The sequence below is a fragment of the Bacillus sp. FSL L8-0099 genome, assembly GCF_038006385.1.
GTDB classification, from domain to species: domain Bacteria; phylum Bacillota; class Bacilli; order Bacillales; family Bacillaceae_G; genus Bacillus_A; species Bacillus_A toyonensis.
In genome coordinates this window covers 276,629-297,965 of the sequence record NZ_JBBOVC010000003.1, presented here as the reverse complement: position 1 = coordinate 297,965, position 21,337 = coordinate 276,629, and the positions used below count along the sequence as shown (strand labels likewise).

General features: G+C 32.2%; 20 protein-coding genes and 2 pseudogenes. 7 read left to right on the top strand and 15 right to left on the bottom strand.

The window, feature by feature from the left end:
* The first annotated feature begins 950 nt into the window (after window positions 1–950).
* A complete protein-coding gene (locus tag MHH42_RS30670; protein ID WP_070174378.1) occupies window positions 951–1,742 on the top strand; it encodes a carbonic anhydrase in 792 nt (263 codons plus the stop codon).
* 1,297 nt (window positions 1,743–3,039) lie between these two features.
* Here MHH42_RS30670 and MHH42_RS30660 read toward each other — a convergent pair.
* From MHH42_RS30660 to MHH42_RS30635, 6 genes and pseudogenes are all read right to left on the bottom strand, one after another.
* A complete protein-coding gene (locus MHH42_RS30660; RefSeq protein WP_242476309.1) occupies window positions 3,040–3,186 on the bottom strand; it encodes a hypothetical protein in 147 nt (48 codons plus the stop codon).
* A 206-nt stretch (window positions 3,187–3,392) separates the two neighbouring features.
* The gene (locus tag MHH42_RS30655; protein ID WP_070174379.1) at window positions 3,393–4,793 is read right to left on the bottom strand and encodes a zinc dependent phospholipase C family protein; all 1,401 of its coding nucleotides are present in this window, start codon (window positions 4,791–4,793) and stop codon (window positions 3,393–3,395) included.
* A gap of 439 nt (window positions 4,794–5,232) precedes the next feature.
* Window positions 5,233–5,670 carry a GNAT family N-acetyltransferase gene (locus MHH42_RS30650; protein WP_340895388.1) on the bottom strand — a complete coding sequence of 146 codons (438 nt, stop codon included), beginning with the start codon at window positions 5,668–5,670 and terminating at the stop codon, window positions 5,233–5,235.
* Window positions 5,671–5,727: 57 nt separating this feature from the next.
* A pseudogene (locus MHH42_RS30645) lies at window positions 5,728–6,033 on the bottom strand (hypothetical protein).
* A gap of 1,277 nt (window positions 6,034–7,310) precedes the next feature.
* Window positions 7,311–8,156: an AraC family transcriptional regulator gene (locus tag MHH42_RS30640; protein ID WP_340895384.1), complete on the bottom strand. Its 846-nt coding sequence runs from the start codon at window positions 8,154–8,156 to the stop codon at window positions 7,311–7,313.
* A 297-nt stretch (window positions 8,157–8,453) separates the two neighbouring features.
* Window positions 8,454–8,776 (bottom strand): annotated as a pseudogene (locus MHH42_RS30635) (tyrosine-type recombinase/integrase); the annotation flags it as partial.
* Between the two features lie 454 nt (window positions 8,777–9,230).
* Between MHH42_RS30635 and MHH42_RS30630 the strand changes: the two are divergent.
* The 5 genes from MHH42_RS30630 (at window position 9,231) to MHH42_RS30610 (ending at window position 11,648) form a co-directional block, all read left to right on the top strand.
* On the top strand, window positions 9,231–9,455 hold the full coding sequence (locus MHH42_RS30630; RefSeq protein WP_000521113.1) for a hypothetical protein: 225 nt from the start codon (window positions 9,231–9,233) through the stop codon (window positions 9,453–9,455).
* A 251-nt stretch (window positions 9,456–9,706) separates the two neighbouring features.
* The gene (locus tag MHH42_RS30625; protein WP_340895425.1) at window positions 9,707–9,877 is read left to right on the top strand and encodes an abortive phage infection protein; all 171 of its coding nucleotides are present in this window, start codon (window positions 9,707–9,709) and stop codon (window positions 9,875–9,877) included.
* A 25-nt stretch (window positions 9,878–9,902) separates the two neighbouring features.
* A complete protein-coding gene (locus MHH42_RS30620) occupies window positions 9,903–10,220 on the top strand; it encodes a hypothetical protein (RefSeq protein WP_340895380.1) in 318 nt (105 codons plus the stop codon).
* A 476-nt stretch (window positions 10,221–10,696) separates the two neighbouring features.
* Window positions 10,697–11,065 carry a class Ib ribonucleoside-diphosphate reductase assembly flavoprotein NrdI gene (gene nrdI, locus MHH42_RS30615; protein ID WP_340895378.1) on the top strand — a complete coding sequence of 123 codons (369 nt, stop codon included), beginning with the start codon at window positions 10,697–10,699 and terminating at the stop codon, window positions 11,063–11,065.
* Window positions 11,066–11,342: 277 nt separating this feature from the next.
* A complete protein-coding gene (locus MHH42_RS30610; protein ID WP_098646963.1) occupies window positions 11,343–11,648 on the top strand; it encodes a hypothetical protein in 306 nt (101 codons plus the stop codon).
* Between the two features lie 366 nt (window positions 11,649–12,014).
* Here the strand turns inward: MHH42_RS30610 and MHH42_RS30605 are convergent, their stop codons facing one another.
* The 3 genes from MHH42_RS30605 to MHH42_RS30595 form a co-directional block, all read right to left on the bottom strand.
* Entirely contained in the window at window positions 12,015–12,188 is a 174-nt protein-coding gene (locus MHH42_RS30605) for a hypothetical protein (RefSeq protein ID WP_180227879.1), read from the bottom strand.
* A 729-nt stretch (window positions 12,189–12,917) separates the two neighbouring features.
* Window positions 12,918–13,178: a hypothetical protein gene (locus tag MHH42_RS30600; protein WP_168388127.1), complete on the bottom strand. Its 261-nt coding sequence runs from the start codon at window positions 13,176–13,178 to the stop codon at window positions 12,918–12,920.
* 29 nt (window positions 13,179–13,207) lie between these two features.
* The gene (locus MHH42_RS30595; protein ID WP_016130766.1) at window positions 13,208–13,396 is read right to left on the bottom strand and encodes a hypothetical protein; all 189 of its coding nucleotides are present in this window, start codon (window positions 13,394–13,396) and stop codon (window positions 13,208–13,210) included.
* A gap of 115 nt (window positions 13,397–13,511) precedes the next feature.
* On the opposite strand from MHH42_RS30595, the gene MHH42_RS30590 reads away from it, so the two are divergent.
* Entirely contained in the window at window positions 13,512–13,664 is a 153-nt protein-coding gene (locus MHH42_RS30590) for a hypothetical protein (protein ID WP_016090832.1), read from the top strand.
* 215 nt (window positions 13,665–13,879) lie between these two features.
* Here MHH42_RS30590 and MHH42_RS30585 read toward each other — a convergent pair whose 3' ends face one another.
* The 6 genes from MHH42_RS30585 to MHH42_RS30560 all read right to left on the bottom strand — a co-directional run bounded on the left by MHH42_RS30585 (window position 13,880) and on the right by MHH42_RS30560 (window position 21,314).
* Window positions 13,880–14,542, bottom strand: coding sequence for a restriction endonuclease (locus tag MHH42_RS30585; RefSeq protein ID WP_340895369.1), 663 nt, complete (start codon window positions 14,540–14,542; stop codon window positions 13,880–13,882).
* Window positions 14,535–15,512, bottom strand: coding sequence for a DUF3991 and TOPRIM domain-containing protein (locus MHH42_RS30580; protein WP_340895367.1), 978 nt, complete (start codon window positions 15,510–15,512; stop codon window positions 14,535–14,537). The genes MHH42_RS30585 and MHH42_RS30580 overlap by 8 nt, the downstream gene beginning before the upstream one ends.
* Window positions 15,513–15,597: 85 nt before the next feature.
* On the bottom strand, window positions 15,598–18,255 hold the full coding sequence (locus MHH42_RS30575; protein WP_340895366.1) for a type IA DNA topoisomerase: 2,658 nt from the start codon (window positions 18,253–18,255) through the stop codon (window positions 15,598–15,600).
* A gap of 15 nt (window positions 18,256–18,270) precedes the next feature.
* Complete coding sequence (locus tag MHH42_RS30570; protein WP_340895364.1) at window positions 18,271–18,405, bottom strand: hypothetical protein; 135 nt, start codon at window positions 18,403–18,405, stop codon at window positions 18,271–18,273.
* Between the two features lie 139 nt (window positions 18,406–18,544).
* Complete coding sequence (locus tag MHH42_RS30565; protein WP_340895363.1) at window positions 18,545–21,046, bottom strand: LPD25 domain-containing protein; 2,502 nt, start codon at window positions 21,044–21,046, stop codon at window positions 18,545–18,547.
* The gene (locus tag MHH42_RS30560) at window positions 21,039–21,314 is read right to left on the bottom strand and encodes a hypothetical protein (protein ID WP_340895362.1); all 276 of its coding nucleotides are present in this window, start codon (window positions 21,312–21,314) and stop codon (window positions 21,039–21,041) included. Before MHH42_RS30560 ends, MHH42_RS30565 begins: the two co-directional genes overlap by 8 nt.
* Window positions 21,315–21,337: the final 23 nt, after the last annotated feature.

The window sequence follows — 21,337 nt, the reverse complement described above, 5'->3', positions numbered from 1 at the left end:
GTTGATTAGACTGAATCTTCAGTCTTTTATGTTCGGATGGGGATATTTTCAGCTACTCTTTCTTTGTATTATGAGTTTAGCACTAAATATAAAGTATCACAAGACAAAAAATCACAAAATTCTCACAAATTCGACATTTTTTTCACAAACTAATATTACCACTACCTAGTAGAGGTCACCCTATCTCTCCATCAACTTATAAATTTTATGACGCACTTAAAACAAAATTGTGCATTTTCATCTTGAGAATTCAATCTTTTTATATTTGGGTTGTTTTTTAGCTTGATGTTGATGAAAGGTGGATCCAATTAAACTGATTTCTCTATTTCGTAGATTTAGGAAAATAACTTCTTGTTGAAAACTCTTCAACATAACCAGAAATACATAGTATCACATCAAAGATTATAAATCTATATTGATTTTTTTTTAATAATCTATATATAATTATAATAAATATAAAATGAAAGTCAATATCAATTAGGCATGAGGATGATGAATATAAGAATGACCAAACATCCATGCTTCGGAATGAATACAGTAATGCCAACTAAATATGACCAGGTTAAGTAATTTGAATCATAATTAGATTACATAATCGATTTTGGGTATGGGTAAAAAGTTATTCTATTTAGTCCTACATGAAGACAAATAGAACGATAGAAATGTAATATGCTCTTACTTCCATTTCTCATAGTATTTAAAAATTATCGCCTGCAACCTGACTTTGTATAAAGGTTTTCTAACTTGGGTAAGAAGCGTAGTTATTCCTTTTCCCCTAAATTAACTGTATAGTTTCCGTATTCCATTTTTCTATTCAATAACTTAAATTGCATAACAATCGAGGAATGCTTCTCTAAATTCTTAATATTTTTGGCGAATTTGTAACAGAACCTTTAGTTACAAGCAATATTCTTTAAATACAATATTTTATCATCTAAGGAGGAAACAGTATGAAAGGCTTAAAGTTTGTTTATAAAACTCCCCTTATATTAACAATGAGTGTAGTGTTGATGGGATGTAACACAGCAAAACAAGAGGCTCCGCAAAAACAATCTACGAAGGAAAATACGCAGTGGTCATATAAAGGGACTACAGGTCCAGAGCACTGGGGAGAATTGAAACCAGAATACAAAATGTGTTTAAATGGTCAAGAACAATCTCCGATAGATATCAAAGCAGAACAAATAAAATCAACAGTTGATAATAATCTTTTGCAAATAAACTATCAACCAATATCATTTTCTATTAAAAATAATGGGCATAGTATTGAGGGAAAAGCAAATAGTTCTGATGATTATCTCACGCTAGGAGGAAATCGTTACACATTAAAACAATTCCATTTTCATACACCAAGTGAGCACCAATTTGAAGGAAAACATGCTGATATGGAATTACATCTAGTCCATCAAAATGATCAAGGTCAGTTAGCAGTAATAGGTATTATGATAAAAGAAGGACAAAAAAACGAAGGTTTTGCAGCAATGTGGCAAAATCTCCCGCACAGAAAAAATATAAAGGCCGATGTGCAACATACCATTGATATAAAACAGATTCTTCCTTCAGATTATTCATCATTCCGTTACATGGGGTCTTTGACCACACCTCCTTGTACTGAAAATGTCCAATGGATTGTGATGAAACAGACAATAGAGATGTCCAAAAAACAAATTAAAGTGTTCCATAAATTATTCCCAACGAATAACCGACCAGTTCAACCAATTAATGGACGAGCAGTATTATAGAAATCAGTAGTTCGAACCAATACTTTGATCTATATTACCGATTTATGAATGTTTATTATTCGAGAATCATAGCGAAGTTTTGAAACCCAGACAATTTAAATAATGATTCTCTTGCTCAATGAAATTATTAATTTTTTTGCACCAGTATAGAAAAAAGTTGTTGTCCTTTAGGACAGCAACTTTTCCATTATGTTACATCATCTTTTTGTTCCTTAAAAAAGAAAAAGATAACATACTAGATATATAAATTATTAGCAAAAATCTTTTTTTAAAATAAAACCCCATAATTATCATATAATAATTATATGATAAACAAGCAATGAACATTATAATTCATAGTACATGTCTTACTTTAACCTTAAAATAATAAAATAAATTATATTTTTACAAAAGAAAACAACCTGTATAAAAACAGATTGTTTTCATTTAAGGGTAAAACAAAGAAAGAATGGCAAAAAAGACACAAACTTATAAAGCACAAAAAGTAGATCGATTAGATAGAACTAAGAATTCTGATATCATACTAGTTAGGGTTTCTGTTTACTCTTTCTTTGTTATTATGAATATAGCATCAAAAAGACATATATCAACAAAAGGTAACATAATTGTTACTTTTTCGATATTTAATCATAATTCTTTACAATCCATATCATAGTAATGAAAAAAAGTGACGTGCTTTTTTCATTGCTTTCAGTATAAACATTGATATTATTTTTTGTACCAGTACGACAAAAACTGCTGTCCTAATAGGACAACAGCCTTTTCATTATACTGCATTTTCCTTTTGTCCCTTTTGTAAGCTATTATTTTTTTAAACCGTAATCGAAGTAAACTACAAGTTTAATTACAAAACATATTGCAAAGCCACTCCATGTTTTTGCTGGACGTTATAACGCAAAAAAAAAACAACCTGTATAAAAACAGATTGCTTTCTTATGTAGGGTGAACAAAGAAAGAGTGGAAAAAAATGCACAAACTTCTTCGACACAAGAAGTACATAGGTAGAGAAAACTAAAAATTCTGAAATAAAACTTGATAAGGGTTTTTTGTTTACTCTTTCTTTGTTGTTATAAATATAACATTTAAAACGACATATATCAACAAATAGTAACAAAATTGTTACTATTTCGACATTCAATCATAATTCCTCCCATTCGGAACATGCTTTGTATTTGATATGAAATACATACTCTCTTATTTTCAGCAATCGCACAGTACAAAATATTATTTATAGACTCTAATTTTTGTTCATCTAAAATAGACATCAGCACCTTATTTTGTCTCTAATACATTTCACTTAATTCTTAAATCCTTGTTTTATTGATACCCATCCCATCATAGTCCTACCAATCATGATCTGTATTGCTTCGTATGCTTTATGTCCACCAACTTTTCCATTTCTTTCACTTTGTTTAGGTCCTTTAATATAGCTGATACTCCTCATAATTGAATTCTTGCCATGTTTATGCCTTATACCATCTATTGTTTTTGTTAATTTCCTTTCGGTATCCTTTTTAGGAAGTATCTCATTTTTTTCTATATACCTTTATATATTTTTTTACCAGTTCATTGTGATATAACTATTGATTTAAAGTATTATACGGAATAAAAAAAACACTCGTTCTGATTAAGGACGAGTGTTTTTTTAGGTTATCTAACAGGAATAAACTTCCATGAGCTAGGCTTTTGCTTTTTTTCACCTAGTACAATCCAATTTTTCTTTGCATTTATATTCTCATAATTTAATGGATAGTCATCTGTAAAAATATTATATTCTGTAGGATTATCCAGGTTAATTTTAATTTTAAAATCAGCTAAACTATCAGATTTTTGAGCAAGGTGAATCCAACTAGAATAATTAGACCAATTTAAATATTGGAATTGGTCGTAATTTGAGTGCTTCATGCGAAGATATATACTCTCCCCATGGTGTAGCTTTGCATCATTTTCTTTGTAGAATTCAAATTCCATAGGTGTACCAGATAAACCATTGTTTTCTTTATTTGCAAGTGTGACATAATCGTAACGATTTGCTATATACCATTCAAATGTTAGACCTTGATAAGGAGATTCACTTGGTACGATATAATAGTTTTTCCCTGCTTCTATGACGTTTCCCTCTATATCATAGATTAATGCAGTCTCTATACTTGGAGCTTTCACATTTTCAGTAAAAGTTTTAAACCACAGATTTAAGAAACCTGCGGTATTGCGCTGAGCTTCTCCTAAGCTTCGCTGCACAGCTGGGGTAACCATTTCTTGCCACAATTGTGCCTTACCACTATTATAATACTTAAATGTTTTATCATTAGTAATATTTTGGATTTCAGGTTTAGCTACTCGAGCTGCATAATCAATCCATTCTTCAGGTGTGGATAGAGAATTGTTATAGTTCCCTCCAGTATTGACTGCAAATTGATTTTGAATGGTTGTAACATAATTTTCAAAGTAGCTATGATATTTTATAGCTCTCGTATCAATTGCAGTAAAATTTGCTGCATGCATAGGTTGGGTAGCATCTGTAAAGTAGTGCGTGGCTACTCCTAAGTAATAGAAAGCTTTTTCATAGTCCTTATTTCGTAAATGTTCTCCAGATTCATAAAAGTATTTCTTACCTTGTGTAAGAGCCGTTGGATTTGTTTCTCCTCTATAATTTTCTTTAGTATCAGGATCATAAAAATGAGATTTCCATCCGCCTTTAAAAACGCCGCCTATTCCTGTTCCACCATCGTTAAACTCTGCATTATAATCTGCATCATATAATCCTTTAGAAAATAGATCTTTATATTGTGGATAATTTAAAAAGTCCACAGCCTGCTTATTTGCTTCAATATTAGATTCTGTTTTCATAATTTCAATAGCTTGTTTTGCAATCCATAAATGTGTACTTTTATCAGAATGATACGGAGCTTCTGCAGACCATCTTGCAGTAATAGGATCATTCTCATTTAAATCAATTTGATCGAGATGAGCATAGCTACTTTGAGGACATGCTCCTAAAATAGTTAAAGTCACTCCAGCTATACATAGTGTTGATACGATTTTTTTCATTTTTTATTCCTTCCTAAATATAAAGATTCTTATGCGGATATTCATCTTAACAACGACAGTTAAATAGCTCTAATAAAAGAGCGATTAGCAAAGGCTAACTGCTTAATTTCTCTCTAAAAGGAATACAACCACACATCGATTAAATTAAAAATTTTAAATTAACCCTAAACAATAATTTTCCTTCTCTATATCTAGTTATATATAAAAGCGCGTCTTATTTAAACATGTTTTTTTATGCAATTTCGCATATCCAAAAATAGGGAATCAAATAACCTTCCATTTGTTATATTAATGAAAGGCCGTTGTCTTTAGACCATTGAAATTATGATGTTTTAAGTTAATAATCTATATCTATTAACTTACGAATTTTCACTACCCCTAAGTACAAAAAAACGTTATTCTTTCTAAACACTCTAAGAAAAAACAACTATAATAAAATTTAATTAATTGGTATATACTTCTTGAAACCCTTACTTATGGTTCCAATGTATCCATTTTTAGTGAAGAATTTATGTGCTTTTATTCTAGCTGCACTACTTAATAAGATAATTCTTGTGGATCCCCTTGCAATAGATATCTCTTCTACATGTTTCAATAACTTTTCCCCTATCCCATTACCTCGAAAATCTTCATTTACAATCACATACTCTAAAACAGTATATGGTCTAAATTGATATCCAGGATCAAGGCAAAACGTCATAAATATACTTCCTTTGACCTTACCACTTTCCTCATAGACAAACAAAAAATTATTAGAATCCTCCCTTATCTGCTCAATTCTTTCTGGTAAAACCTTAATATTTTTGCTATGTGGTGCTAATTTTTTATATAGATTTTCAATTACATTACTGTCCTTTGGTTTAGCTTCACGAATCATATAACTACCTACCTTTTGCATTTAATATATTATGATAAAGACAGAGATCGATTATGACTATAACTCTATATAGGCTTTTTCCCCACCCGGAATCTTAAATTTTTTCACATTATATTCTTTAATTATATATACCTTTATCGCTTCAAAATCTATATCCAAAGTAAGAATTGGATTTTAAAAAAAATATATTACTTCTTCCCCGTCATAAATTCGGGCTTTTATTGTTTCTTTGCCGGAGTGAAACGATAAATTGACTCCTTTGTAAAAATATTCATAGTATCCCTCTTCGTCCTGCTCACTCTTATCTTCAAAAGGAACACATTCAATATGATATATATTTCCATTTACATTTATTGATTTCATACAACATTACCCCACTTCCAATAATATCTACAAAAATTAGCATCCATATTTAGCAAAGTAATTTTTGAAATGATAACATTTTCCAATGTGTCTATGAATTTTATTTGCTAATAAATTCATAGGCACATTAACTATTGTAAAAAGCATACAAACCCAATTCTTATCAAAGCGCATGATTAGAATTGCAGTGCTCTGAATATATTTAAGAACTATAGTTATATATAATCATAGGTTATTACGGAAGAATGGGGTATTCTTACAGAAAACTATATATTTCTATTTAAGATTAATTAACTATAAGAAAATAAATTTCATATTTTAACTAAATATAATTCATGAATATATGTAAATGGGGTATTCTTATCTTTTTTATTTATGTGATGAAGAAAGTAGGTATAGGAAAAATAAACAAACGTTTGTTTAAAATATTTTAGTTATGAATCAATGTATTATGATGTCCCGTGTTCAATTGTCCGACTAGTAAATTTCTCATTTATTATGTAAATTTTATATAGCAAAAAAAAAGCATCCGCTATGGATGCTTTTTCTAGAAACTTATCGTTACAAGTTCTTCTTAACGCTTTTTCTTCATGAGAAGTAATTAACTTTTAAACTCTTCCTAATATTCGAAACCACTATTTGTAATTCAAACCATATTTTGTTGATACCAATATAGTTACAGGTATGCTAAAATCCATTTGAAACATTGCTTTTGGGAATACAATTGCTATCATAATCGCAATTTATTTTCTACAAACTGATTGGGTTTCAACCCAAATTGCGGTTTTATTCCGCAGTTCTTAACAAATTGTTAAGGACCTTTTTTATTTGTCCTTTAGTTGCGAAAAAATAAAATTTACAAAGATGTAAAATTTTCATAATAGGGGTAGTTAAAAATATTAGCTTGATGGCCATGGGGTACAGCCGAAATACGTGTATATCTAAGTCGAACCCCATGCCCATCAACTTAAGAATATTAATTTCATCCCAATTGAAAAAAAACGTTATTCTCTCTAAACAAGTTAAATTAGAAAGGATGACGTTTTTTATGAATCTTTCGATTCATAGTGAACTCCAATTATTTGCTGAAGAATTACATCGATATCTTATTCTTCAGAAGAACTTGCTAGAAAACTAGCTTTTGTATAACGGAAACGTAAGTTTTTGGGTCATGATTTGGTTACTCACAATATAAAAAGCTCAAATTTCTAAGCATTTAAATTGAGAGCGTTTTTTCATTACTTCATAAATAGCTTCTTTTTTATTGAATGTGTATTTTATTTTGGTATAACAGGGACCCAGAGTTCATGTCTCGGTTTATGTTTCGGACCGTAATAACATTCTATGCATGGTAAATTTGCAAGTTCATACTCAGAGGTTGGGACCCACTCAGAATATAGGCGTTTCCATGCATCCACTATGTTCGGAAAAACTGCCCATGTACTTGCAGGAATAATTAATGTTTCCATATCAGCTGATACTTCTCCATCATATCTTACACCCATAAAGTAGGAGAACTCTTCATCTGTTATGGCGGCTTCTTTTCCACAAACCCCCAAAAGGCTTTCAAGCGTGCATTTTGGGGTTTCCCATGACATATCTATTAATTCTTGCATAAATCCATCTTTTTTCGCAGTGTTCCAAAGTGTAGGGATTTTTTTAAATGCGCTGCTTGTTTTTACGGGGTTACTCTTTCCTACAATTCTTAACTCAAAATCAAGGTTTTCAATTCTGTAATCCATCTCGGTACCTCCTTTAATTGAAATTTGGAAGGAAATTTTCGGAAAGGCTTTTAACTGTACTCCTTTATTACGAGCATTAGAAGGGGTTACCCCATGTATTTTTTTAAAAGCACGTGAGAAAGCATCGGAAGAAACGTAACCGTATTTAATTGCTACATCGATGATCCGAATATCACTTTTTTGAATTTCAAATGCTGCAAGCGTTAAACGTCTTCGTCTAATATATTCTGAAAGCGACACACCTGAGATTGAAGAAAACATTCTTGAAAAATGAAACTCAGAGCAATTAGCTGCCTTTGCAATCTTCTTGTAATCCATTTCTTCATCCAAACTATTCTCAATGTAGTCCAATGCATTATTCATTCTTTCTAGCCAATCCATATGTTTACTTCCTTTCAAATATTTACTTTAATATATAATAGATAATAATAGCCGACATTTCATGCCTAAAAATGTCGGTACAAAAAATACACCTTTTAATAGAATGTAAAATAAGGGGGAACTATTTGTTCTCTGGTGTTTATATATTCTTTTTATTTACTTCTATTATTTCTCTTTTAGAACTTTTATAATATTCTAACCAGACACAATTTCCCATCGAAAAAAGATCTTTTTAAACTACTATTTTATAGATTAACATATTATCTGATATGTTAATCTATATCTCAAAATGGGTAATCGAGAAGGTAATAACCAGGTACTTTTTAGATTTTCAGCGTATGGAAGTACTTCCTCCAAAATGGATGTAATATTTATGATACGCTCCTTTTTGGTCTTTCCTTCTTTCACTTTAAATTCTTTTCGTTTTTTCGTTTCAGTTTTAAAATTTTACTCGTTTCCATTTTAATTAAATAACGTACACGTAATCCTGTATTGATTTCAATCAAGAATAAAATGTAATCTTGATTTGAACAATGACGTTTAAGAGACTATTTCATATCTCCGAGTTGTTCTTTGCTCGGAATTGGATGTACATCAATTAAATGTTGCTTTTTATTCATCTGATTTTTAATCCCTTTATTTCCAATGATTTGAATGTATACTTTTATATCTTTTTTTATAACATCAATGAAAACAGATGGAAGTCAATGTTTAAGAGGAAATGAAAGTAAACTTTCGGGTAAAAGTTTACATTGGAGTTTTGAATCATTTTATAACTAATTTTGTAAAAAATTTCTCAATATAGATATACTTGTTAATTAAGGTTATAATATTCAAAATTAACAAAAAATAAATTATAATAAAAATATGATGGTTATCCTTTTGTTTACTCCTTGTGCTGAAGATAAGATCGTGTTCGCCGATCTTATCTTTTTTTATTTGTGATTTTTCATATAAAAAAAGAATCCTTATCATAAGGATTCTGTAACAGGAAACAACAAATATATAATAAAGAGAATTACTTATATTATAATTTAATAATCACAAATTAAATATTTGGGAGTGTGGTGGGGTATGGGGAAAGTAAAGGAATTGGAATCAATAATAAAAGAATTAGAAGAAGAGATACAATGGCGGGATAATCATATTATAGAAATTAATTCTGATAATACACGGGTATTAGAACAGTCAATGGAAGTAGCAAGACTTATTGAGTTGTATGATAAATTCATTAGGAAAATGAATTTAGAAGATGAATTAAAGGTATTCTTGAAAGAAGAGATAAACAGTTACAATTAAAGAACAACACTCCTAAGGTTTAACCCATCTTTTATCAACATGTTAATTAATATAGAAGATTTGAATTAACTATGAACCAGAGAATACCGATTAAATTACATGTAGCTTGCTTTCTCAAAGTATGGGCAAAAACACCTGTAAAATAAATAACCAGTTCCTTAACGTACAAGGAACTGGTTAAAATCTGTCCAATTTGTGTCTAAACGTACAATTTTCTTTTTTTGATATGGTGAGCCCAACTAGCAAATACAATTTTGGATCAGCTGAAAAATGGTGAGATAAAGGAGTATGTTGCAATGAAAGATGTATTTTATACGTTTAGGAAAGTTGTAGTAAGTCGAGAAGATTTTAAACATATTATTGGGAATGCACAACGCGGCGGACAGGTAATTTATACATATTCAAAAACGCCACGTTCATAAATAGAAGATAAAGGGGAGGAGAATTATGGGCGATTTTAAACAAGGCATTTTACCGCATTGGGATTATATGTGGAAAGATAGAGCCGGAAATAGATGTATGGGAATGGTTATGTATCCAGAGAAACGAAAATGTTCAACAAAAATGCTTCAGAAAATAAAAAGGGCGTATGAGCAAGCGGCAGAAATTAAAGTAACTGTACAAGTTCAACAGACATATGAGTACGTAGAAGGAATGATCGTATCCTTTGATGAAGAAGCTCCTGTATGTACAATGCTTGATAAAGATGAGAATCCGCATCACATATTTGTAAAAGATATTTTGCGTATTGAGCACTCTGAATAAACTTTTCATACATAAATTGAAACGCCATAATAATAATCTTTTTCTATAATAGTTATCTTTTAGTATGTAACGAGCAACGAAAGTATATGTATAATATTTAATAAAGTAAAATTGATAAATGTAATCGTTTGTTAGAACAGATTATCGTTTCATGTCTGTTCTTTTTTGCGTGATGCTGGAGAAATATATTCCTCCAGCATTTGCCGTTTTATGACAAAATATATTGTTAACTTTTTTTAAAATGAGGTTAAATTCGTTGACAACTTTTTTGAAAAGCACTTTATTGACATGAGTTTTAGAATGTTGTTTCATAGTCATTGTATTGAAAAAAATCGGCGGTCTTGTCGAAAAGTAAAAGTTAAAAAAAGAAAGAATTTATACATATATCTTGTGTCTTATTTTGAAACGTAATACAATATATAGAGAAATTAAGAAATGACATACAAAGAGTATAGATTGGAGAGGGAGGGTCGGAAATGTTAGTTGCATATGATTCTATGACAGGAAACGTGAAGCGTTTCATTCACAAATTAAATATGCCGGCCGTTCAAATTGGTGAAGATCTAGTAATAGATGAAGACTTTATTCTTATTACGTATACAACAGGTTTTGGCAATGTACCAGAACGTGTTTTAGAATTTTTAGAGCGCAATAATGACAAATTAAAAGGCGTATCTGCAAGTGGCAATCGTAACTGGGGAGACATGTTCGGTGCAAGTGCTGACAAAATTTGTGCTAAATATGAAGTGCCTATTGTATCAAAATTTGAGTTATCAGGTACAAATAACGATGTAGAATATTTTAAGGAGAAGGTGGCAAATTTGACTAAAAGAAATAAAATCTAAAATATGGACGTTTTTACACGCATTTTGATTAACATCCTGTTTTTGTCCGTAAAGAAGTAGAAGTATTACTTAACCAAAAAAAATAACCCTATTTGAGGGGTTAGCTAACTTCAATATACTCAATATTGCTAATTAAGTACTTACATATTTATTTGCAAGTGTAATCAAAAAATCCTCTTTATGAAAAATTAGTTCTCTTAAGTGTTTTTTGTTTTGCTCAAATCCACGGGGCCTCCGTTTAATATAGATATTTTAAATATAGAAAGGAAAAACTATAATGATATTAAACACTTTAAAACCTTTTTTGACAAGAAAGAAAATTATTAGTGTATTACTTACATGGTTATGTTCAAGTATATATTCCATTTACAATGTACTTTGCCCACTATTTAATACAGGAACATCATTTTCTATTCCAGCATTTTGGCCTATAATAAAATTCCAATCCTTTGGTATGTTGGCTAGTATTTTAGGTCTTTTAGTACTGATTCCTTTTCCCTGGTGGAAAAGTACTTATGAATGGTTTGCCGACTTTATAAAGAAAAAATACAATAATTTGCTTAACAATAACTATGATGCGTAAGGTTTGCCGACCTTTTGCATCAATGCACCTCTTTCCTTTGCCGGGGAAAGGGGTTTTATTTTCTCTTTATAAAAATGTTACAGTATTAGCTTATCATATGCACCTCAGAATATCAATAGAAATACACCTCAGAATATCAATAGAAATACACCTCAGAATATCAATAGAAATACACCTCAGAATATTAATAGAAATGCATCTCAGAATATCAATAGAAATGCACCTCAGAATATCAATAGAAATGCATCTCAGAATTGTATAATTTTGCACTGGAAAAATTATATTAAAGGCTTTAGGAGTAATCACACTTTGTTCTTAAATTAAGGAATTGGGTGTTTTTGTCCATCACCCAAATTTCAAACAGTTTTACTTTTCAATTGATAATACCCATTTATTAGGTTGATTGAAAACTCCGTGTGGGATTAAATATCCCCGTAGCACCACATACTTCTGAAATTTCTCTTCTGGTACTACAAAATAAGATGAACCTTCGTTTGTTTCTCTTTCTAGTACACGTTTTCCACTGAACAATTTACGCATATACATACCCCCATGATTAGTACAAAATAATAAAATATAAGGCTCATACTAAGTGTAATACTATCATATTTAAATTGAAATACGGCTCTTGGTACATATTTCGCAAGAAATCTATCCGATATAAAAATAATATCGCCATTTCACATAAGATAGTATCCAAAACAAACGAGACCGAATCCATTAAGCGGATGAACTAAGCACAAAATTAAATGTAGACTATTGATTTTGTGTATTATTTTTTAGTAAACATTACGGTACGTGAAATTTTATATTTCCTTATTATAAAAGCCCCCATAGATCGTACACCTATGAGAGCTACCTAAGGGTATTTAGACTTTCGACTTCCTTCTATTGTAACAGGCTTTCACCATACATGAGAAACATAATGAACCAAAAACAGACCATCATAATAAGAAATTCTTTAAACCCTTGCTGAAAGGAAGTACGACCTTCTTCCATTCTACATGCCCCTTTTCTTGATATCTTTGTATATGTTAAAATACAGAGGAAAGAAACCTGCCAATTTCTTTCCCAGATGGTAACTCAGACTTTTGCTCTTTGTTTGCTTTTTGCAAATGAAGAGCTTTTATTTTTCATACTTATACTTACTTTCTAACATCGCATAGCGCAATAGCTTTAACTTTGTCTCTTTTTTTAATGCTTTCCACTCAGATACACTAATTTTCATTTTTCATTCCTCCAATAATTAAATTTGTTATTTAAATAGACTTATAAGTTCCAGTTATATATTTTTCTAATTTGTTTATCGCTAAATCCTTCATGGACAGCAAATATTTCTGGAAAATCAGAGATACACAAATCAATAATTGTATTATCAGTTGTTCTTATATAGTAATATTGGACAGCTCCTTCATAATTTGAATATAAATAGTACTTATAAATCTTATGATTTAATCCATTTTTCTCTAATACCTCATATAACTTATTTTTAGTTTCATCCATTACGTCAAAAATGGTTAACTGCTCCATTATTAACAGCTCCTCATTGCGTAAATTTACTAAACTAACTCTAAGAACAAGGTTGTTTCATTATGTTCATTTGTATGCACATTAAACTGTTTTCCCGTAGCTTCTAATGCACTAAAAAGCATTCTTTTATATCCTTGCTCCATAAAATCTACACTGATTTGACCATGATTCATAATAAATTGAAGATCAGCCATCATCTTTTTAACTTTCCGTTCCATATAATAACCTCCTCAATAAAGATATATAACTTATATAACAATTCTATTACTCATTTTTCTAGTTGTCAATATAAGTTATATAACTTATAATATTTTTTATAGAGGAGGTTGTAATATGGCTGTTAATAAAGATAAGTACACTCAAATTTTAGTCACTTTTACAAAAGAACAAGTAGAACAAATAGAAAATTATTGGCATGAAAATAAGCTGAAGAATCGAAACGAAGCAATTCGTCAGATTATAGACAAAGGGTTAAGTCGTAAATAATGGCTACCCTTTTTATTTTTCCTAAAAAACCTAAAAACGCATTTAAATTCCCTCTCTCCCTTTACATGCGTTTTTATAACAAATATGACTTAATATATTAACAACTCCATCAAAACCCCATATAACCAAATCTGAAGGGTCATTTTTTAGTTAAACTGATTTTTTTCATGTATTCTTTAAGCAAATGAAAAAAAGAGCCGGATTTTCATCACAGCTCATGTATTGATTGGTTCTGTATGTGTACATGTAGGATATTGAGAACAACCAAAAAACTTATTTCCGGTTTTATTTGAATTACGGATCACTAAATCATGTTTACATGTGGGACATTTCCGTTCTGCAGGTTTTACCCCTTGATATACATCTTCAGCCGAATATTCGGGATTAATTTTATTAATCAGTTTCTGAAGTTCTACACGATCTATTAATTTTACATGACAAGCTTCCGCTAATTCCTTTGCTTGTCTTGTATATACACTGTTTGTTACAACCCAGCCCTCATGTGCTTTGTAATAGGCTTGTGCTGCATATATCTCTTGTACGGCACTAATACCGACTCTATTTTTCATCCCGTAGCGTTTCGCCTGGATTACAATACGATTCTTTCCCTTCAATACCAAATCCGCTCCAAAATCATTTGACTGCTTTGTGACTGTTGGAGAATAACCCAACTCTCGAAAGAGAGCTTTTAGGTATACTTCGAATTGATGGCCGTCCATTTTGTCTATATAGCGAATACCTGACTTAGCAATTCGCTTTAATATTCTTCGCTCCTGGATCTTCCGGTACATGAATTTACAAATACGAAAAAGAACATAAAGGACAAAACCATACATCAAAATTTGTAATATGTTTGGCATTTCTGGTAGATTAGACACTTCGCTCCACCTCTTTAATTGGTTTCATTTTCTTTGGTTGGGCTGTTTCTTTTAGCTGTTGCTCATTCACTTGTTTCTTCCGGACATCGTTCCAATCTTTTTCATTCGTTGGAATATCCTCTTTAAGATCGACAAAGCATTTCATTGTCTGAATGAAGTCTTTCCCAGCTTTATCATTATCAACCGCCATGATGACCTCTTTAATATCGTGCCCTTCTTTTTTCGCATCCATTAAAGATTGAATCACTGTTTTTGACTTCAATCCATGCATAGAAACCAGCCGAGCGTTTTGGATATTATTTTGTTTAATGCTCCAATGAGATAACATGTCGATTGGATCTTCATAAAAATAAATCTTATCCGGTTTACCTACATCAACCGTAAAACCGGCATTGATTTTTTCATAATTCGGGACAATTTGCTTAAAGCTTCCTCTTTTATTCTCCATTTTGACTGTACCTTGACGGTTCATTCCAATGACTTGCCCTTTGCCTCCTTCTTCTCTCCATTTGAACACCACATTATTTTTCTTATCCTGGGCAATGAGATCCTTTTTAATCAGCCAATTCACCAAGCGAGGATCTATTTTCCGTTCATGAATTAGATATTCTTTTATCTCTGTTTGCTTATTTACTTCCAGGTGTTTGGGATAACTAAAAGGCTGCTGTTCTTTTTTGCGATCCTCTTCAGCTTTTGAACGATCAAACTCTTTGTAGTCCCCATTCTGAATGTCCATCACAGCTTGTGGAAATGTCATGTCATAGTACATCATCGCAAAGCTAATGGCTCCATATCCTTTTTCCCCCCGACTATTCCAGGCGTATTGATTCCCTTTAATGATGAGACTGTCATGTTCCGTATGACGATAATAGTTTCCTTCTTTCTTAAACGTTTCTCCATTTGCCTCCAGATATGAAATCAAGTCAACTTTTCTTGCTTTCATTGCATCCTCCGCACTGACAAATGCCATTACGGAATCCCCCCTTTACTCTATAAAATGAAATAAAAAAGAGGACTATTCCGTTTCCTAGTCCTCTTTTACATACATTCAATTTTTATTTGCCGAATAAGAATTTTAATCGCTTCTCCTGTACGCTGTATGATAAACGAGCGTCAAATTTCTTCCCGTTTTTGTTTGAGATAAACCCTTTGATCTGATCCGTTACATTCTTTTCTAATAACTTTTTCACATGGTTACTACTTAAATTTTTACCAGAGAATGTACCAAAAATAATGAAGTCACAGCCTTTTTTGTATTTCTCACATAAGTAGTTACTTTTCCCTACAAGAACCCTACTCTTACACAATGGACATTTACCAATGGTACGATCTTCAGTCGTTGGAAAACGGAATTTCAAACTTCCGTCCGCTTCCATATAGATAGCTGCTGTAAATTCCCCCTTTTCTCCTTGAAAGCCGTTGATAAAATCTGTTGTTTTATACTGAAGTAGCTTCTTCATTTGATTACCAGGGATTGCTTTCCCTTTCATTTTGGCTGGTAACATAAAATCACATCCGTTTTTATGCTCCGTGCATCCATAAAATGTTTTACGATGAAGCATATCCCCTTTTTTACATTTTGGACATTTGCCAAATGACAGTTCCTCTTGCGTTGGAAATTGAAATTTAACTTTCCCTTCATGTAACACTAAATAAGCTGAAAACTCCTTCTCATTGGACTTAAATCCTTTTAAAAGATCTGTTTTCTTATCCTCGAACAGCTTTTTCGCTTGCGCTTCCGGAATCGCTTTTTCTTTAATTTTTTTCGGTAAGGAGATTTCACATTCCGGATAATTACTGCACCCATAAAAATTGCCTTTATGAAGGATTTTTCCTTTTCTACAAGGGCATTTACACACTTCAATTTGTTGATTCCAAGTATTAATAATACTATCCGACACCTTATCATCCATTGCGCCTAATTGTTCCACCGTATCTTTTACAAACGTATTTGTTTTTTCCACAAATTCTTCATAATTCATTTCGTTTTTTTCGATCATGTAAATCATCCCTTCCATTTCAGCCGTATAAGCTGGATTTTTAATTGCATCTACCGGAAAAGCATCTATAAAAGCACGACCAATAGGTGTAGTTCGAATTTGATTATTGGTAACATCAATATAGCTTCGCTCTAACAGTTTCGGAATAAATGTTTCTTCCGTTGCGACTGTCCCAATCCGTTTTCCTTTCATAAGTTCTTTTAAATGTTCATCATCTAATTTACGCCCTGCCGTCTCCATAAAGGTTAAAATGGAACTTTCCGTATGAAAAGCTGGTTTCTTTGTTCGAGACTCAATCAAGTCATACTGAACGATTCTGAAAGAATCTCCCTCCTGTAAAACGGGTATTTGAAATGCCTCAACTGACCCCTCTTCTATATCCTCTTGAAACACACTTAGAAACCCTTTCTCTTGTAGGATCTTTTCTTTTGTACTGTATGTGTTGCCCTCTTGATCTATAAAATGTACCTCTCTTACCAGGTAGATTGCTGGTTTCATAAAATTCCCGATAAATCGTTTTGCAATTAAGTCATATAACTGTTTTTCTAATGGATTTCGGTCGGTCCCGACATATGATTTTGTTGTTGGGATGATGGCAAAGTGACTACTGACTAATTCATCATTAAATGTAGAGTGTTTTTTTGTAATAGAAGATGGAACCACTTGTTGTACTAGATTTGCATAGACACTTTTTTCTAATGCTGCCATTACTTCCTTCACTCGTTCCACTTGCTCAGTCGGTAAATGCCTAGATGAAGAACGAGGATAAGTAATAAAACCTTCTTCATACAAACTCTGAATATGTTTTTTTGCTGTTTCTGCATTTATCTTCATCTTAGCGTGAGCATCTTTGTAGATATCCGTTAAGTTATATAATAATTTTGGTTTCTTTTTTCTCGGACTTTCTTTAAATTCCGTTACGATTATATTCGTTTCTTTTAAGCTATCTCCAAGCTTTTGTAGTGGCGATGGATCTATCAGTTGATCTTCTGTTTTCATTACTGGTGTTAAACCATTTTCCGTTAGTAGCTTTAAATTGTAATAGGTTTGTTCTTTATAATTTTGGATAGCGATTTCCCTTTGACGGATTTCATTTAAGATACACATTTGAACACGACCAGAAGCCAATAAAAATTGGTTTCTTGCTAGTTTCGATGTACAGCCCCTTGTAACATTAATTCCTAGAATATAATCCAGGTATTGCCTTGCTTTAGCGGATTGTGCAAGCCCATCATAATCTGTTCCTGGTTCTAATCGGTTCAATGCTCCTTCTAATTCTGCGGCCTCATAGGAAGAAATAAAAAGACGCGATTCTCGCTTGTTTACACCTGCATGCTCAACTATCTCACGATAGATAAGCTCACCTTCTCTATCTGCATCACAGGAGTTGACCACATGATCTACATCGGGACGGTTTAACAGCTTAACTAATATTTGAATTTGTTCAAGACTATCCGATTTCGCTTTATATTCCGGCTCTAAAATAATTGGCAAGTGATCAAATTTGAATTCTTTGTAGCGCTCATCCATTTCCTCCGGATGTTTTAGCTCTAATAAATGCCCACGGCACCAACTAATAATGTAATTTTCATTTTCATAGTAGCCATAATACGGCTTACTACCTGGATGCTTTTGCCAGTTTCTAAATCTAGGTGATTTTAATAATTCAACGGCTACCTTCGGCTTTTCAGCAATAAATAATGTTTTTCCCATACATAATACCTCCTATTAATCTGCAATTTCAGTTTTACGCTTCCATTTCTTATTTCTCCGCTTTTTCATCACCTTGTGAACGAATAATAACAATGTGTTCAAAAAGACAGCTACAAGGAACATACAGCTCGCAAACAGCCATACATTCATGACATTCGCTCCTTTCGTTTTACAAATGAGAAAGAGGGCTTTTACCCTCTTTCATTTCTAGATATAAAAAAATCACTTTCTGTTTTCTCAATTGAGTAACAAAAAATGATTTAATCTGATGTTCCTGCTATACAATTTTTCATCGTTCCATTTCCATTCTTTCTTTTTTTCTACCCGATTTCTTTGTAGCCTTCGACAGTTCTACATTACCTGGATCTGGCTCCTTTTCTTTTTCTTTATTATTCGTCTGTTTTCCGTTTAATGGCTGAAATTTTTTATCTACATCTATTTCTTTTGAAGTTGTAGACTGATTTACCGTTATTCCTTCTTTCCCAAGCTTCTCATCCACCTGGTTTTCTAATTTCACTATATGTTCCTGGCTTACCAGCTCATTATCAATCGAAACATACTTTGTTGTATAATACCGTTCTTCAGCTTTTACACGAGTGACAATACTATCAATATTATCTGGTGTTTCTTCATATTGTGAACGTCTGTATGCTTCGAATTTCCGGCTTAAATCTTTATCTAATGTAGTTGGCTCCTTTTCTTTTAAAGGCTGAATTTGTTGATCTAGAGAAGCAATAGGTGCATATCCATCTGTCTTCATTTCTTTATATAATTCCACTTCTTTTTCATTAAATGCGTAATCTTTTTGTGCCTCCGCTTTATCAACTAAGAGTCCATATCGTTCATCTTTTACGATTTCATCTAGACTCATATTTGCATCTTTTTCATAAACAACAAATGACAAATTTCCTCTTCCATCAAAGATAGAACTTTGAACCTTTTCATATAAATCTGGTTTCAAAATGTTATCTAAATAGACATTTTCTCGTTTCCCGTTCTTTTCCATGAGGGAAACGTATAAATCGTCCCGATTTGTTTTATCTTGATTCCATACAGACAAATAATTTATATCTTTCGTAACGGCATCCATCATGTGGATTCTTGCCTGCTCTTCATCTTGTATACTGTTTGCTAATACTTCAATTGTAACTAAGTGATTGGGTGTCTCTTTCGGTTTTTCTAATGGATTTTCTTGTGCTTTTTCCATCGGTATTTCCTTGTTATTTCTATAATTCATCACTTCATCTCGTAACGCTTGTTTTACTTCATCTGATAAATACCTTTTCTCGTTTAATACTTGTTCATACGGTGTCTTGTAGTCCCCATCCCCCATATCCAAACGATCCATACTCACAAGCTCCATTCTCCCAAAATCTCTATCTACTTCTTTTGGAATGGCAATATGATAACGAGTTTTATCATATGGTACGTATTCATCCCTTTCTCTTGCTTCCTCTTTTGCTTTTTCAATATTTTTAATGACTTCTGCCATTTTTTCATTGGCCTCTCCAAATGGAATCAACTGACTACCCTTAAAATTTTCGTTTTCGCTCCACTGAACTAACATAGTTGGACGATTTATTTCATTTTGATTTAGTGCTGCATACTTTTCTTGATTCGCTTCGTTAAATGCATCAATAAATTCTTTATCACTCAATTTTTCTGCGCCTTCTACCGGCTCAAACGCTCTGTTTCTATCCGCTTGTTCCCTTAACTCTGCAACAGAAACAAGTTCTTGTGTCGTGTTACTTAAACTCATAAATTCGACCAATAAAATATTTTTTTCATCCTGTTTTTCATTTCCTTTTGCCATACTTTCCACCTCTTTTTCATTTATTTGTTCTTTTTCCTTTTCTAATGTGTTTTCAATTGTCTCAATAAATTCAATCGAAGTTTCATGTACTTCTTTTAATAATCTCGTTTTATCCTTCATTTCTTTTCCTTGTGTCCAGCTCGCTAAATATCCTAACGAATATTCGCTTGTATCAATCCCAAAATAAGAAGAAACGGCGTAAGCTGTCATTTCTGCTTGAAACTCTTTTTCTGGTGCTGTGTAATTCATATGTGTCTCTGCTGTATGAAGTTTGGCATGTGCCAATTCATGAAGAAGTGTTTTAACATTTTGTAATTCACTGTTTCTAGGATTCAAAGCAACCTCTTTTGTTAAGGTGTAACTAACTCCCTTTGCGACCCCAAGTTCTTGCTTCGGCTCAACAACTTTTACACCGTTTTTTTCCGCAATGGCTTCCATTCCTTTATACAAACTCTGGTAATCCGTAACGCTCCCTTCTAGCCAACGATTCGGAAAAATACGAGGTAGATCTTCCGCTTTTGCGTTTGTTTGAGACAGGTCAAACACATGACCGACAGCAAAATATAAGCGACCAGGCATCACTTCTACGCTTTTAGATTCAATTTGTTTCTTCTCTTCCTCACTTGCTTTAGTTACTGTTTTCCAACTGCCTTCTTTGTCCTTAAATTTTGCTACAGTTCGGTTTGGAACAAGGATTTTTATTCCTTTCTCACCCTTCTTAACCGGAAATCCTTTTTCTTTCCAAAAAGAAAAGGAACCAACTGCACTGGCTCCTTCGAATTGACTCTGTATTAATGAAATATTAGATGGTGAATAGTGATAAAACTTTGCCATAAACGTTAAATACTCTTTCAAATCTCCCGGTGTACGAAAATAACCTTCTACGCTTTTTTCCATCTTTTTTGTTAAAGCTTGCACCGCTTCTTTCTTTTCTTCTGGTGATTTCGTTTGATACTTTTTCTTATAACTTTTACTCATGATCTTCCCCTACTCTTTCACTCGCTTTTTGCAATTCCTCCATGTCTTCTTCATTCCATCTCTCAGCTGTATCAAAGAAAAGCGCATGAGTTTTTATATTAACCGGAACTAACATATTTTCTTGATTCATGACATGGACTGCAAGTTCTTCCTCTTGTTCTCGTGTAATTTTGATTGTTAGTTCTTCCTCTTTTACAAGTAAAACAAGTTCACCTTCTCCAACCTCTTTAATGACCCCTAATGCAATATCCTCATGAAATAATAACATCTTACTAACCTCCTCTTTTTTTA